This is a genomic window from Paraburkholderia sediminicola (assembly GCF_046030555.1).
Lineage (GTDB): Bacteria > Pseudomonadota > Gammaproteobacteria > Burkholderiales > Burkholderiaceae > Paraburkholderia > Paraburkholderia sediminicola_E.
Map to the genome: position 1 here is coordinate 254,554 of NZ_JAQQCH010000004.1, position 13,278 is coordinate 267,831.

At 58.9% G+C, this 13,278-nt stretch carries 14 protein-coding genes and 2 pseudogenes; 6 read left to right on the forward strand and 10 right to left on the reverse strand.

Features of this window, described 5'->3' with window-relative positions; genetic code table 11:
* Window positions 1-25: 25 nt before the first annotated feature.
* From PQQ52_RS08770 to bdcA, 3 genes are read right to left on the reverse strand one after another with little or no spacing between them, the layout of a single operon-like run.
* Entirely contained in the window at window positions 26-1,045 is a 1,020-nt protein-coding gene (locus PQQ52_RS08770) for an alpha/beta hydrolase (protein ID WP_408209240.1), read from the reverse strand.
* Window positions 1,046-1,058: 13 nt separating this feature from the next.
* Window positions 1,059-1,379, reverse strand: a complete 321-nt coding sequence (locus PQQ52_RS08775) for an EthD family reductase (RefSeq protein WP_408209241.1) — start codon at window positions 1,377-1,379, stop codon at window positions 1,059-1,061.
* Window positions 1,380-1,395: 16 nt separating this feature from the next.
* On the reverse strand, window positions 1,396-2,124 hold the full coding sequence (gene bdcA / locus PQQ52_RS08780; protein WP_408209244.1) for an SDR family oxidoreductase: 729 nt from the start codon (window positions 2,122-2,124) through the stop codon (window positions 1,396-1,398).
* A gap of 70 nt (window positions 2,125-2,194) precedes the next feature.
* Here bdcA and PQQ52_RS08785 point away from each other — a divergent pair, with 70 nt between their 5' ends.
* The gene (locus tag PQQ52_RS08785; RefSeq protein ID WP_408209247.1) at window positions 2,195-2,794 is read left to right on the forward strand and encodes a TetR/AcrR family transcriptional regulator; all 600 of its coding nucleotides are present in this window, start codon (window positions 2,195-2,197) and stop codon (window positions 2,792-2,794) included.
* A 179-nt stretch (window positions 2,795-2,973) separates the two neighbouring features.
* On the opposite strand, the gene PQQ52_RS08790 is transcribed toward PQQ52_RS08785, so the two are convergent.
* A complete protein-coding gene (locus PQQ52_RS08790) occupies window positions 2,974-3,288 on the reverse strand; it encodes a GNAT family N-acetyltransferase (protein WP_408209594.1) in 315 nt (104 codons plus the stop codon).
* On the opposite strand from PQQ52_RS08790, the pseudogene PQQ52_RS08795 reads away from it, so the two are divergent.
* Window positions 3,240-3,549: pseudogene (locus PQQ52_RS08795) on the forward strand (IS30 family transposase); the annotation flags it as partial. The gene PQQ52_RS08790 and the pseudogene PQQ52_RS08795 sit on opposite strands and share 49 nt — an antisense overlap.
* 74 nt (window positions 3,550-3,623) lie before the next feature.
* Here PQQ52_RS08795 and PQQ52_RS08800 read toward each other — a convergent pair.
* The 3 genes and pseudogenes from PQQ52_RS08800 to PQQ52_RS08810 all read right to left on the reverse strand — a co-directional run bounded on the left by PQQ52_RS08800 (window position 3,624) and on the right by PQQ52_RS08810 (window position 6,330).
* Entirely contained in the window at window positions 3,624-4,580 is a 957-nt protein-coding gene (locus tag PQQ52_RS08800; protein WP_408209597.1) for an alpha/beta hydrolase family protein, read from the reverse strand.
* A gap of 584 nt (window positions 4,581-5,164) precedes the next feature.
* Window positions 5,165-5,476: pseudogene (locus PQQ52_RS08805) on the reverse strand (hypothetical protein); the annotation flags it as partial.
* 341 nt (window positions 5,477-5,817) lie between these two features.
* On the reverse strand, window positions 5,818-6,330 hold the full coding sequence (locus PQQ52_RS08810) for a GNAT family N-acetyltransferase (RefSeq protein ID WP_408209249.1): 513 nt from the start codon (window positions 6,328-6,330) through the stop codon (window positions 5,818-5,820).
* Between the two features lie 104 nt (window positions 6,331-6,434).
* On the opposite strand from PQQ52_RS08810, the gene PQQ52_RS08815 reads away from it, so the two are divergent.
* Both PQQ52_RS08815 and PQQ52_RS08820 read left to right on the forward strand, forming a co-directional pair.
* Window positions 6,435-6,890, forward strand: coding sequence for a phage tail protein (locus PQQ52_RS08815; protein WP_408209252.1), 456 nt, complete (start codon window positions 6,435-6,437; stop codon window positions 6,888-6,890).
* 251 nt (window positions 6,891-7,141) lie between these two features.
* Window positions 7,142-8,269, forward strand: a complete 1,128-nt coding sequence (locus tag PQQ52_RS08820; RefSeq protein ID WP_408209255.1) for an aminotransferase class V-fold PLP-dependent enzyme — start codon at window positions 7,142-7,144, stop codon at window positions 8,267-8,269.
* A 71-nt stretch (window positions 8,270-8,340) separates the two neighbouring features.
* On the opposite strand, the gene PQQ52_RS08825 is transcribed toward PQQ52_RS08820, so the two are convergent.
* The 3 genes from PQQ52_RS08825 to PQQ52_RS08835 form a co-directional block, all read right to left on the reverse strand.
* Window positions 8,341-9,105 (reverse strand): SDR family NAD(P)-dependent oxidoreductase, encoded by a 765-nt coding sequence (locus PQQ52_RS08825; RefSeq protein WP_408209600.1) that lies wholly within the window; start codon window positions 9,103-9,105, stop codon window positions 8,341-8,343.
* Between the two features lie 57 nt (window positions 9,106-9,162).
* Complete coding sequence (locus PQQ52_RS08830) at window positions 9,163-10,176, reverse strand: aldo/keto reductase (RefSeq protein WP_408209257.1); 1,014 nt, start codon at window positions 10,174-10,176, stop codon at window positions 9,163-9,165.
* Window positions 10,177-10,361: 185 nt separating this feature from the next.
* A complete protein-coding gene (locus PQQ52_RS08835) occupies window positions 10,362-11,258 on the reverse strand; it encodes a LysR family transcriptional regulator (protein WP_408209260.1) in 897 nt (298 codons plus the stop codon).
* Window positions 11,259-11,545: 287 nt separating this feature from the next.
* Between PQQ52_RS08835 and PQQ52_RS08840 the strand changes: the two genes are divergently transcribed.
* Both PQQ52_RS08840 and PQQ52_RS08845 read left to right on the forward strand, forming a co-directional pair.
* Complete coding sequence (locus PQQ52_RS08840) at window positions 11,546-12,265, forward strand: carboxymuconolactone decarboxylase family protein (protein WP_408209263.1); 720 nt, start codon at window positions 11,546-11,548, stop codon at window positions 12,263-12,265.
* 32 nt (window positions 12,266-12,297) lie between these two features.
* Window positions 12,298-13,110: a shikimate dehydrogenase family protein gene (locus PQQ52_RS08845; protein ID WP_408209265.1), complete on the forward strand. Its 813-nt coding sequence runs from the start codon at window positions 12,298-12,300 to the stop codon at window positions 13,108-13,110.
* Window positions 13,111-13,278 lie beyond the last annotated feature (168 nt).

Below are 13,278 nucleotides of genomic sequence, written 5' to 3' on the forward strand. Positions count from 1 at the left end.
TTCCTTTTTTACCGTGGATGCAACGTCAAAGTACCGCTTCCTCACGCGCGGCTTCCGTCTTTAACATGAGCCATTCGAGCACCGGTGCGAGCGCGTCGTCGGAGTTCATTTCATAGATCAGGCCGTGCCCGTTGCCGCGCACGCCGTGATCAGCAAGGTCCATCAGCTCGGCCGATGCGCCGCACGCGTTGAGAAAGGCGGCGGTAGGTGGGCTGGCCGCGGCGAATTCGGACGCCTCTGCTGTCACGATCAGGATCGGCAAATCATCCAGCGCGGGGAGTGCATACACGCCCGGTGCCGCGTTCTGCACATCGCAAGGGCTCGCCGCAGGTGGCTCGAAACTCAACGGCGCAGCGGTGGGGCCCCAGCGCATATGACCGATGTTGGGAATTTCGGCGAACGGAGGGCCCATCGGTTCGATAGCCGCAATGGCCTTGACGAGATGTGGACGACGGTCAGCTACGAGCCAGCCGTCGGGCCCTGATGCCGAATGCGTGATCAGGATTGCGGGCCCAATGCGATCGAGCAACTCGGCGGTGCGATCCGCGTCCATCGTCTCGGATGCCTCGAGATCGGCCGGCAGCGGACCGTAGCCGGAGATAAACTCATCCATGGCCGATTCATCGTCCGATGCAAACGGCCATTGCGTATGACGCGGATCGTCGCCAGGGAAGTAAATCTGCCGGCCCCCTTCGTACGAGAACGGCGGTCCCATGGTCCCCATGGTGTCGACGTGATATGGCGAGCGGCCGTGCCCGGGCCGGTCGACTACGAGCACCGCATAACCCGCCTCAACCAGCCGTTGCGCCCACCCAGGACGTCCGTCCGGTGTGTCGAACCATTCGGTGCCCTGGAAACCGCCCCCGTGCATGAGAACAATCGGCCATTGGCGTGTAACCCGTTCCGGCGCTTCCCATTCCACGTACATCGATCCGCGCTGATACGTCTTGTCGCCAATGGCGACGCGTTCGCCCGGAATCCAGAAGTGGCCGTGACGGACGGTGCGCGAGCGAGTGGTCGTCCATGGGGCAAATGGTTGAGTCATTGGAATCTCCTGTTCAGAGCAAAACGGCACGCGCGCGTCGAGGCGCGATGTCGGTGAATCGGGGTACGTCGGCCATGACTGCAGGTGCTTCCGGCGAGTTGAACGCCGCATCGAGGGCGCCCTGATCGCGGAACCTGCATTCGCAGATGGCCAGCGTTCTGGTCTGCTGGCCTGCCGGGAAAAAGGCAGTAACACTTTCCAGGCCGTACTGGGACCAGCTAGTCATGACGAGCGGCAAATGACGTTCAACGTACCAGGCGCGATCAAAACGGGCGTCCGCAGATCCGGAATAGGTCACGTAGATCGTCACGGGGGTTTCGTTTTCGTACGTCACACGTTTCTCCGGGCTTTCATGCGCCAAACCCGCCGTCGATGGTGTGCATCGCGCCCGTGATGCCACGCGCAGGCGGCGAAGCGAGGTACCGCACGAGACTCGCCACTTCTTCAGCGGTACCGTGCCTGCGGATTGCCATCTCGTCGTGCATCCGCTGTACGAGCGGGCCGTCGGCCGGATTCATATCCGTATCGGTGGGTCCAGGCTGCACGACGTTGACCGTGATGCCGCGCGGACCGAAGTCGCGGGCAAGACCTCTCGCCAGTCCTTGCAACGCCGACTTGCTCATGCCATATGCGGTGAACCCCGAAAAAGGCATTCTGTCTCCGTGTACGGATCCGATTGCGATGATCCGGCCGCCATCGGCCATGCGCCGCGCGGCCTCGACGAAGGCGTGATACGGCCCGCGTACGTTCACGTCGATCAGCCGGTCGACTGCGTCGGGGTCAAGCGTCAGTGGATCGCCGCTCTCGAGGAGCCCCGCGTTGTAGACGAAAACATCGAGCACGCCCGCTTCACGAACTGATGCAAGGAGGTGGTCGCGATCCGCCGCATCACCGTGGATGGCTATCGAGCCAGTGGACGTGGCGAGCGCTTCGGCTGCGTCGCGCGATCCTGCGTACGTGAAACGAACCGTCGCGCCGGCTGCGGCAAACGACGCGACGATGGCTGCACCAATGCCGCGACTGCCGCCCACGACCATCACCGACTTGCCACGAAACGGGGATTCGTCTGAAACCGTCATAACGACCTCCTTGAATTAAATTAGCGATCACTATATATTTCAGAAAACGACAGCACAAGGGATTTTTATAGTGATCACTAATTTAAAATCGGAAACGAGGCCGAGCCGCGGTCGCCCTCGAGCCTTCGACCCCGAAGCAGCTTTGGCCGTTGGTCAACGTTTGTTCCACGCGGCAGGCTACGATGGCGTTGGATTGAGCGCGCTGACAGAAGCACTCGGCATCAAACCCCCAAGCTTTTACATGGCGTTTGGCAGCAAGGCAGCGTTCTTTGAACGCGTCCTGGACCGCTATGCGCGCACCGAAATTCCGCTTGCGGACGTGCTGTGGGGCGGTCGGCCAACGGGCGAAGCGCTCGCTGACCTGCTTGAGCGTGCGGCCCGAACGTATGCACGCGATCCGGAGCGCCCGGGCTGTCTGGTGCTCGAAGCGGCGCGCGGCAGCGGTGAAAGCGAAAGCGTGGTGATGGCGCGGCGGACGGCAGAAAGCAGGCGCGCGCAGGTTAGAGCCTTTGTTGCCGCAACCCATCCAAAAATCGCCGACGTTGTCACGGACTTTATATCGACCGTCATGTCGGGGCTGTCTGCGAGTGCACGCGAAGGCATGGGGGAAGCGCGACTCCTCAAGGTGTCTCGCGCCGCGGCGGAGAGCATCAATGTTCTGCTTTGTTGAAAGCGTCAGCAGTTTGGCTCGCGGTATCGCGCGTCGCACGTAGTTGCCGCGTTGAGTGCGCCCGACCGCGCTTTTAACGCGTCAGACGTGTCAGAAATGACGCCCGTGCCGTAACGATTCGCTCACCGCGACTGACCGTAGCAAGCTTGCAAACGGTCCGGGTTGACCGCATCCCATGCTTAGGCCGAATCCGGACAATCCCGCGGTACAACGTTTAGATATTCGGGGAGACTCGCTCCAGTCAACGGCTTGACCATAACGCGCAGCGAGTGAACCCTATCCTTCATTTGCACGCCGCGTCGACGGCGTACATCAAGGAACCCACTTCGCTCCCAAAACCGCTCCGCACGATTGTTTCCGACGATGACGCCAAGGCGTAACCACTTCGCCCCAGACGCTCTCAGCCACGCTTCGAGCCCCTCATAAATGCGGGTTGCGACGCCCTCTGCCGCAAGAGCTATACAAATCGTTGACCTGGGATCGTGGGAAGGAATTGGCCTACCATAAGCGCTTCACTGTGGCGACCGACATCAAAATCTATTTCTGCGATCCACATGCGCTATGGCAGCGCGGATCGAACGAAAACACCAACGGTGTTGCGCAGAGAGTACTTCCCGAAGGGAATCGATGTCTCAGCGTATTCCCAGTCGAAACTTAATTCCGTCGCGAGGCGACTCAACGAGCGACCCAGAAAAACACTAAACTTCCAGACACCGGCCGAACAGTTTTATCAATGTATTGCGTCGACCGGTTGAATCCAAGAGATCCAAAGGCCGCTCGCCGAGCCGACTTATCTGACACGCGCGGTCAGCGCGGACCACGTTCAGATCTACCGAACATTCGCTTGAAAAAACGTCAGCGCCATTTCGTCAAGCTGCTTGTGAAAAACTGTGCGATCGAAGCCGTTCGCATCTACGCAGAGTTCCGGCGCATCGTTCTTCATTGCCGCGGAGCATGGCGCAAGAAAGGCTAAATGCGCTGCGTTGGAAACAAGGTGATATTCAGGTCTGTGAGGAAGGGTGTTGGCGAGTGCGGGAGCGTTGCGCGGCAGCACGCCATCGCCGCCGAACTGAGAAGCCCAAAGTTGAATGGGCGCTTTCACATTCTTCAGGCTCTCCGCGGTTGGGAATACATTGAGCGGGTCCGCCAGGACAAAGGCTTTGATCCGCGCGTCGTGAGTCAAGGGATCGGTGGATACCTCTCGACGTCGGATCTGTTCGCAAATCGGGGCTTTCGGGTCCGGGCACGGAACATCGGCGTGCAGGAAATCCGGGGTGCCGCCGGCCAACACCAGGCCCGCGTAGCCGCCACGCGAGAAGCCAAAAAAACCGATCCGTTCCGGGTCGATTCTGGCTGCGTCGGGCGCGGCGCTCAACATGTAATCGATAAGACGTTTTATATCGGTCGGTCGCTCGACGAACACAGACATCTCGCCCGCGCGAGTCATGTCAGAGAATGTATCGCCTGGATGATTGATTGCTGCGACGACAAAGCCGGCGCCGGCAAGCGTCTCGGCAAGGTCATGGTGGCCAAGGAACGATCCGCCATGGCCATGTGAAATGACAACCAGGGGAAGCTTTTCGCCAACGGTCGGACAGTCGCGCCGCCCCTTCAGGACATATGGCCCGATCGGTAACTCTTGGGCAGGCTCTGCGCACGGCGTCCACACCATCGCTTTTAACGCCGGGCCGTTGGCATCGGCCGGAATTTGAACGAACTTTATTCCCGCAGCGTGTGCGATTGTCGTAGATAGACAAAACAGAACGGCCGATATGAACGTTTTCATGTAGTGTTGAGAGGCAATGTGTTTGCTTTCAATGTATTCAGAAATCAGCGCAGAATCGGCCTCCATCAGCAGCAGGTGAGTCAGGTCTCCATGAAACAGTTGACCGTCCATCACAGGGATGTGAGAAACCCTCTGCGTCGCCTCGACGAATGCGGCCCATCTGGCCAATGCACGGTCGGCGAGTTGCTGCGGTGTCGCGTCCCGCCACGGCTCGAACCAGTGTTCAAGTTCGTCCGTCGCTCGCACCGGGTGCGGCTCCGTCCTTTCATGTAAAGGCAATGCCGGCCACCCCGAATCTTGCAGATTCCTAACGATGAAGCGCATCATCGTCGACTTGCCTGAGCCCATGATGCCCTCGATGATCACCAGCCGGTGGGCGGGAGGCTCTGCACTGCCGGAATTCGTTGGGCTCGCCATTTTGCCGACAGCTCCTGGTAAGGTAGCGTGCGTTCGTGCCGTACAGCGATGGATTGTCAGTGATTTACGCTTGGTCGTCGAGTGACCGCTGCTTGTCGCGATCGGCATGAGCGTCGCCGAGGCCGGTCGCGCGTCCCAATCATTGGGCTTTGAACGATTCGGACGCACTACCCTGCCCCCCAGCGGCCTTTCCTGATCGCCTGGTGAGACGTGACGATCCGCCGCTGCAATGCGTCGCCTTTTAACACCGCCGCGTTTTTCTCTGGCAAGCTTTCGCGCTCTGGAACGTTTGCTGCAGCTACGGGTTCCTTCGCCCTTTGCGATGCCTCTACAAGCAGGTTTGCCGCCTGACGTGCTGTGATGCGGCTGTGCGCGACGCCCTTCGCGTCGAGCGCGATTGCCTGGTACAACTCGCGGTCACATTCGAGTTCCTGCTGATACTGCTCCATCGTGTCCACCAGCAATTCAAGCAACGTCTCCGTCGTGATGACCAACGGGTCAGTGTCCCGGGTGAACTATAGCGGGCCAACAGGCGGTGTACTAACGAAGGGCGAGCAATGCGCATACGCAGTCCAGAACTGTACGCACTGAGCCGATGTGCGAACGGCGACAATGGCCGACGAACAGTCCCGCAAGTTCGACGTGTGAAGGCCGCTTCCTGAGAAGAACGGACGTCCTACTGTCCATCCGAACAAGCGAGTGACCGGCCGGAAATGGTCACTTGTGTTTCTCGGAAGCGGTCGCTCATGAGCCGCTCAAAGCGCGTCGTTCATCATGATTTTGGCGATGTTGACGTCGTCTCGTGACCGCAAGAAGCCCGTCACCCCCTTGAGGCCATCACTATGTTCTCGTGTTTGACGCCGTCTAGTTCAAAATATGCTATTCCGTCCCACGTCATACCCCGAGAATGATAGAAAGAGATTGCCTTTGCATTTTGTGAGTTGACCGCAAGCCAGACTGATCGACTTCCGGTTCTTGCCATCACAATGTCTCTAGCGTGACTCAGCAATGCCGATCCAATTCCGCGCCTGGCAAAAGAGTTTTGAATGTAGAGCGTTTCAATTTCGACGGGAACGTCGGCATGGTGCGAGCTGAAGCGGATGACAACATAACCGGCAAGATTGGCATCTGCTTCTGAAACCAATAGAACGATATCCGGATCGTTCACCAGAGCCAGGATTTTTTGGGGCGTAAATGTCGTCAGAACATATTGCGCAATGACGTCAGACACGCCCGCGGCCGCATAGGTATGCACCCAGACATGTGCGCCCAGTACCGCGATACGCGCCGCGTCTTCCGGTTCGGCTATCCTTATCGAATGCGTGGCTTCCATCTTGTTCTTTTTCCAGAATTCGCTGGTGAAGGTGGGGCTGACGTGCAAACGAGTGCCACGGCGAACCAAACGCTTCCTGATTGCACAGACAAGGAGAATCGACTATGGCAAGTGAAGCACAAGATCAGAGTGTCTGGCCGTTACCGAAGTTCTACTTTTCCGTGGATATCGGTGACCAGCAGAATCTAACCTTTCAGGAAGTATCCGGGCTCGAAACCGAAACCCAGGTCGTCGAACACCGTGCCGACAACAGCAAACAGTTTGCCACCGTGAAGATACCTGGCATCACGAAGGTCGGCAACGTCACGTTGAAGAAGGGCGTGTTCGCCAAGGACAACCATTTCTGGGCCTGGTATTCCCAGATCGAAATGAACACCATCAAGCAAGTGCCGGTGGTAATCAGGCTGCTCGACGAAAACGGCAACGCCACCATGGTGTGGACGCTGCTCAACGCATGGCCGACCAGGATCACAGGCACCGATCTGAAAGCCGATGGAAACGAAGTGGCGGTCGAAACCCTTGAAATCGCGCACGAAGGCATGACGGTCAAGACCGGCTGAGCATCGGCCGAAGCCGACGTTCGGATGTCTCTGTTCGTGCGGCGGCCTCAGGTCGCCGTCCTGCCGTTCGCACATGGCTACCCGGAAGCGTGTTGCGCCGCAAGCCATGCACACTCTCAATCCGACGCGCTCGACAGTGCTAACGTAATAGCGGATTAAAAGGTCTGCTGGGTGGATAGCCAAACGTACCAGCGGGTAACGGTTAGAATCTGTTTTCAATCCTTATATTTATCTAATAACCGGAGACAAACGTGCCAGGCCTACTTCCCGATGTCGACCGCGAGGGACTCCTCGAATATTCAGTCGTTTACACCGACCGATCCATCAATCATATGTCGCAGCTCTTTCAAGGAGTGATGCGCGACATTTCCGATTCTCTGAAGAAAGTCTACAACGCGAAGTCGGCCGTGGTCGTCCCGGGCAGCGGGACGTTCGGCATGGAAGCCGTTGCCCGGCAGTTCGCGACGGGCAAGAAGTGTCTGGTGATTCGCAATGGCTGGTTCAGTTTTCGCTGGTCGCAGATTTTCGACATGGGCAGTATTCCATCTGAATCCATCGTGCTGAAGGCGCGCCCGGTCGAACAAGGGAGACAGGCTGCCTATGCACCACCACCGATCGAAGAGGTGGTCGCTGCGATCAGGGAAAACAAGCCGGATCTCGTCTTTGCGCCGCATGTCGAAACCGCGTCCGGGATCATGCTGCCAGACGCTTATTTGCGCGCGGTGGCCGATGCTGTGCATGCCGTCGGTGGCATGTTTGTACTGGATTGCATTGCCTCCGGCACAGTCTGGGTCGACATGAAGGCGAGCGGCGTTGACGTCCTGATCAGCGCGCCGCAAAAGGGATGGAGCGCGTCACCGTGCTGCGGGCTGGTCATGCTTAGCCCACTCGCCCGTGAAAGAATCGACGAAACAACTAGCACCAGCTTCGCTTGCGATCTTCGCAAATGGTTGCAGATCATGGAAGCCTACGAGAACGGTGCGTTCGCGTACCACGCAACGATGCCCACGGACAGTCTCGCGACGTTGCGTGACGTCATGAAGGAAACCGAGGCATACGGCTTCGACAAAGTGAAAACAGAGCAGCTTGAACTCGGCAAGCGCGTTCGCTCACTGCTCGCGGACAACGGTTTCAAGAGCGTGGCGGCCGAAGGTTTTGAGGCTCCGGGCGTCGTCGTCAGCTACACGGACGATGACGGAATACGATCCGGCAAGAAGTTCGCTGATGCCGGCTTGCAGATCGCACCTGGCGTTCCCCTTCAATGCGACGAGCCTGCAGATTTCAAGACCTTCCGCATCGGATTATTCGGCTTGGACAAATTGCATGACGTTGACGGTGCGGTGGCCAGGCTCGCGAAGGCGCTGGACAGTTTTCTTTAGAGCGTTTTTTGCGGAGGATGGGCGTATTGCTTGTCATGGCAACCGGCTCGGTTCGTTGCGCTGCGCCTCGCTCATCGCATGATGAAGCCGCCGTCGACGGAAATGGACTGACCGGTCACATAGCTCGAAGCATCGCTGCAAAGCCAGAGGACAACGTCGGCGATCTCTTCCGGTTTCCCATATCTGCCCATCGGAACCGCCTTCAGGAGTGAATCAAGGGCTTCGCTCTGGCCGGAGGCTGCCATCTGCTCGGCCATCGGCGTCCAGAACAGACCCGGGCAGATGGCGTTGATCCGGACACCTCGTGCCGCGTACTCAAGGGCGGCACTCTTGGTCAGTCCCAGTACGCCATGCTTCGCAGCGTGATAGGTGCCGCGCTCCGGGCCGCCGACGAGGCCGCCCAAAGACGAGCAGTTGACGATCGCACCGTTGCCCTGCCGGCGCATCTGTTGCAGTTCGAATCTCATGCAACTCCAGACACCGCCCAGATTGATCGACATCACGCGATCGTAGTCGTCTCGCGTCGAGTCGGCTGTTTCAGCAAGAACATTTTGGACGCCAGCGTTGTTGTAGGCGATATCCAGTCTTCCAAAGGTCGACACGGTTTGCGCGACGATTGCCTCTACCTGTGCATCGTCCGCCACGTCGCAATGCACAGCGAGGACCGCACAACCTCGGTCCTTCAGTTCGTCGGCCGCCGACTCCACGGTCTCTCTATCCCAGTCTGCCAGCACGACCGAAGCCCCCGACAAGGCAAACGCCTTCGCCGTCGCCAAACCAAGGCCGGAGCCCGCACCCGTGACGAGTGCAACCTTGTTCTCAAAAGTTATATTCACGTTCAGTTCCCTCAACTCGTACAGGTACGATAGTCAGCAATACTCTCTGTCGGCGGATCAACTGGTCACGCGGCGGCCTTCAACCGGATAGTTCGGGTCCGTATAGCCGGCCGTCGATGCATGCCCAGCGGGCACCAGACTGTTGACAAACTTCTCGTCGTCCGGTCCGATTTGCAGCGTCAACGCGTCCATGTAGCTGTCCCAATGCGCTTCCGTGCGTGGCCCAGCGATAGCGGAACTCACAAGCTCGTTCCTGAGCACCCACGCAATGGCGAATGCTATCGAGGTGGTGCCACGCTCAGTGGCGTACGCGGCGATCTTCTGTGCGATGGCGAGAGATTCCGGACGCCACTCGGTCTGCTGGATGCGCTTGTCACCGCGCGCAACACGGGAGTCGGCAGGCGGCGCACCGTTGGGTGCATATTTGCCGGTCAATACACCCCTGGCGAGGGGGCTGTAGGGCACGACGCCAATGCCGTAGTGTCCAGCCGCGGGCATCAGCTCGACCTCGGCGGTGCGGTCGACCATGTTGTAGACCGGTTCGATCGCAACGGGGCGATCGATGCCCAACTGATCGGCAAGGCGCACGATCTCCGCAATACGCCAGGCGCGGAAGTTGGACAGACCGAAGTAACGCACCTTACCCTGACGAATGAGGTCGCCGATGGCGCGAATCCCTTCCTCGAGCGGCGCGTCAACAAGCGACCGGTGGCAGTAGAGAATGTCGATGTAGTCGGTGCCAAGGCGCTTCAGGCTGGCGTCGACCGTCTGGTAGATCCATTTGCGTGACTGGCCCTGTTCGTTTGGGCGGGCGGTCGCTGACGCCGGATAGCCGAACTTGGTCGCCACGACCCAGTCATCCCGTCGCTCCGCAATTGCCCGCCCGACGATTTCTTCAGATCGGCCAGCGTGGTACACATCGGCAGTGTCGAGGAAATTGACACCCTGGTCGAAAGCCTTGTCGATAATCCGGCGCGAGGTAGCTTCATCCGTTTCGCCGCCAAACATCATTGCACCCAGGCACAGGGGCGAAACCTTGAGAGCGCTGCGCCCCAGATATCGATAGTCCATTCTCATCATCTCCATGCAGGCTGCGCCTGCGGTTACCAGAACGTGCGCGCCGGAAAAGGCGCATCAGCGGGCGCTTTGATCGCCGTCTGTATGGAGGATGATAGGTCGATAGTATCTAGTGATAAAGCCAGTAAAACGGCAAACCCCCATGAACTGTATTCATGAATCTCATTCCAGTTCCTGGGCTATTCCTTGCGATAACGGATTGCATCGATCACCACGGTCATCGCCCGTGAGAACTCACGTCGGGTCGCATAGCACGCGTGCAGCCCTGGAAAGGTAGGGCACCATTCTTCCAATACCTTCACGAGACGGCCCGCTTCGACATGAGACTGGGCGAGGTCAGCGGGAATGTAAGCCAGGCCGTATCCCGACAACGCGGCAGCCAGCATCTGGTAGGTCCCGTTGAAAGCGAGTTGTCCGTCGACGCGAACCTGCACCTCGCGACTGCCCTTCTTTAACTCCCATGAATAAAAGCCGCCCAGCGTCGGTAAACGAAGATTGATGCAGTTGTGCGCGGTCAGATCCTGGGGCTTCCTTGGTAACGCACGCGTCTTGAGGTACTCCGGTGTCCCGACGATTGCCATGCGCATTTCTGGCGCGAGGCGGACCGCGATCATGTCTCTCGCTACCTGATCGCCGTGACGAACGCCGATGTCGTACCGATCTGCCACGATATCTGAGAGGCCGTAGTCGGTGATGATCTCCACCTTGAGGTCTGGATATTCATGCAGGACCGGCGATAACCTGGGCCACAGAACCGTCTCGGTCGCGTAATCGGTCGCGGTGATGCGGATCGTGCCCGCAGGTTTGTCCCGAAACTCCGTCACGGCCGCCAGTTCGGAATCGATCTCTTCAAAACGGGGTGTAATGGTCCGAATGAGGCGCTCGCCAGCCTCCGTCGGCGCGACGCTGCGCGTGGTTCGGGTTAGAAGTCGCATTCCGAGCCGGGTTTCGAGTGCCCGGATGGTATGGCTCAAGGCTGATTGCGATACGCCGAGTTGCGCGGCGGCGCGCGTGAAGCTGCGCTCGCGCGCGACGGCGATCAGTGCAAGCAGGTCGTTGTAGCTTTCGCGACGCATTGATGAACTCATTTCATAGGTGTTTGCCGATTCTAGCGCCTAGTCGAGCATGCGTGGGCACGTTAGATTTCAGATATGGCCACCGCCTACTCATTCTGTCGCCCTTGTTGCGATCGGTTGTCGGAGCAGAGTGTGCTTACGCGTCGCCGAACAACACAATGTAAATCGACTCATTTCAATGCGGTCAGGCGCTATCGAGGAAACTGCCGATGAGGACATTCGCTGTCGCGATGATATCGCTTGCGCTCGGTACCGCGGCCTGTTCGCAGTTCGAAAGGAAAACTGACATGGAAAGCCTGGATCGCGCGCCCTCCATCAGCTTGCTCACCGGAATGGACACCGTTTCACCAGCTCTTGAGCGCTATACGAACGATGTGGTGCTGGGCGACCTGTGGAAACGTCCGCAGTTGTCCGCACGGGATCGCAGCGTGGTCACGCTCTCAGTATTGATTGCGCGCAATCAGAGCGCGGAGTTGCCGTTCTATATCGATCTCGCGCTCGAGAGTGGCCTCAAGCCCAGCGAGATTTCGGAAATCATCACGCATCTGGCTTTCTACTCCGGTTGGGCCAACGCGACCGCGGCTGTGAAGGTAACGAATGCCGTTTTCGAGAGACATGGGATTACGGCGGCGCAACTCCCCCCAGCAACAGTTGGCCTTTTGCCTCTGGACAAGGCGGCCGAAGCCCAGCGCGAAAGCGCAGTTCAGCAAACCTTCGGCGCCGTTTCGCCCGGGGTTGTTCAATTCACCCACGATGCGCTGTTCAACGACCTGTGGCTACGGCCGGGTCTTGCGCCCCGCGACCGTAGTCTCGTCACGGTCAGCGCGTTGGTCGCCACTGGACAGGTCGCTCAACTAACCTATCACCTGAACCGGGCAATGGATAACGGACTGTCCGAGGCACAGGCGTCCGAAGTCATGACGCAACTGGCGTTCTATGCGGGCTGGCCGAATGTCTTTACGGCGCTTCCAGTCGTTAAGGACGTGCTTGAGAAGCGTCCCGGCTAACTCACTCCCCCGCACCACGAGCAGGAAACCCGATGCCTGAAAAACTGGATGGTGCCACACGACTGTTCCCGATCATCGGCGACCCGATCAAGTTCGTAAAGTCGCCGCAGCGGTTGACCCGTGGCTTTGAATCGCGAGGTCACAATGGCCTTTGCCTGCCCATGCAGGTAGCGAAAGACGATCTGGATGCGGTCATGCATGCGCTGACACTGACTGGAAACGTCGATGGCCTGCTTGTCACGATGCCGCATAAACACTCGGCATTCGACTACTGCGCGACCAGTTCCGACACTACGCGATTGCTTTGTGCGGTAAGCGTCATGCGTCGCAACGCCGACGGTTCGTGGCACGGCGATATACTCGACGGCCTCGCGTTTGTAAAAGCACAGATCGATCACGGCGCACGCGTGAAAGACGGCCGTGCATTGCTAGTCGGCGCGGGGGCGGCAGGCAGTGCGATCGCGATCGCCTTGCTCGAGGCGGGTGTACGCGAACTCATCATCCACGATGCCGACGAATCTCGCTCGACCCACCTGAACGGACTCATTGCCGACCTCGGCCGGGGGCGAGTGCGCGTTGGGCCAGCCGATCCGACAGGATGCACACTGGTGTTCAACGCGACACCCATGGGCCTGGCAGAGAATGACCCCCTTCCAGTCTCGGGGGACCTGTTGGATTCGGCGATGTTCGTGGGCGACGTGATTGCCGGGCACGGCGTGACGCCGTTTCTGAAGGCGGCGCAGTCAGTGGGCTGCAAGACGGCGAACGGCGTCCAGATGGTCGACGCCGTGCAGGAAATGATGCTTGATTTTTTGCTGGCCGAGAAAATCTGTCAAAGCGCTTAGCCGACCACTGACTCAACGTCGCCGTGGCAGCGCAAAGGCCGGCCGTCGCGCAGGCGGAGTTGATGCACGACGCATGGACGTCAACATCGGTTTATCCGGCGGGCACAAAGTGATAAATATGGGAGCGACGGCCAAGCGGCTCACGCCAGGAATCAAGGAGCAATCGCC

Bases quoted from the DNA above. Each gene is read 5' to 3' on its own strand.
- PQQ52_RS08770 (WP_408209240.1), bottom strand. From the start codon at position 1,045: ATGACTCAACCATTTGCCCCATGGACGACCACTCGCTCGCGCACCGTC.
- bdcA (WP_408209244.1), bottom strand. From the start codon at position 2,124: ATGACGGTTTCAGACGAATCCCCGTTTCGTGGCAAGTCGGTGATGGTC.
- PQQ52_RS08800 (WP_408209597.1), bottom strand. From the start codon at position 4,580: ATGAAAACGTTCATATCGGCCGTTCTGTTTTGTCTATCTACGACAATC.
- PQQ52_RS08810 (WP_408209249.1), bottom strand. From the start codon at position 6,330: ATGGAAGCCACGCATTCGATAAGGATAGCCGAACCGGAAGACGCGGCG.
- PQQ52_RS08815 (WP_408209252.1), top strand. From the start codon at position 6,435: ATGGCAAGTGAAGCACAAGATCAGAGTGTCTGGCCGTTACCGAAGTTC.
- PQQ52_RS08830 (WP_408209257.1), bottom strand. From the start codon at position 10,176: ATGGACTATCGATATCTGGGGCGCAGCGCTCTCAAGGTTTCGCCCCTG.
- PQQ52_RS08835 (WP_408209260.1), bottom strand. From the start codon at position 11,258: ATGCGTCGCGAAAGCTACAACGACCTGCTTGCACTGATCGCCGTCGCG.
- PQQ52_RS08840 (WP_408209263.1), top strand. From the start codon at position 11,546: ATGGAAAGCCTGGATCGCGCGCCCTCCATCAGCTTGCTCACCGGAATG.
- PQQ52_RS08845 (WP_408209265.1), top strand. From the start codon at position 12,298: ATGCCTGAAAAACTGGATGGTGCCACACGACTGTTCCCGATCATCGGC.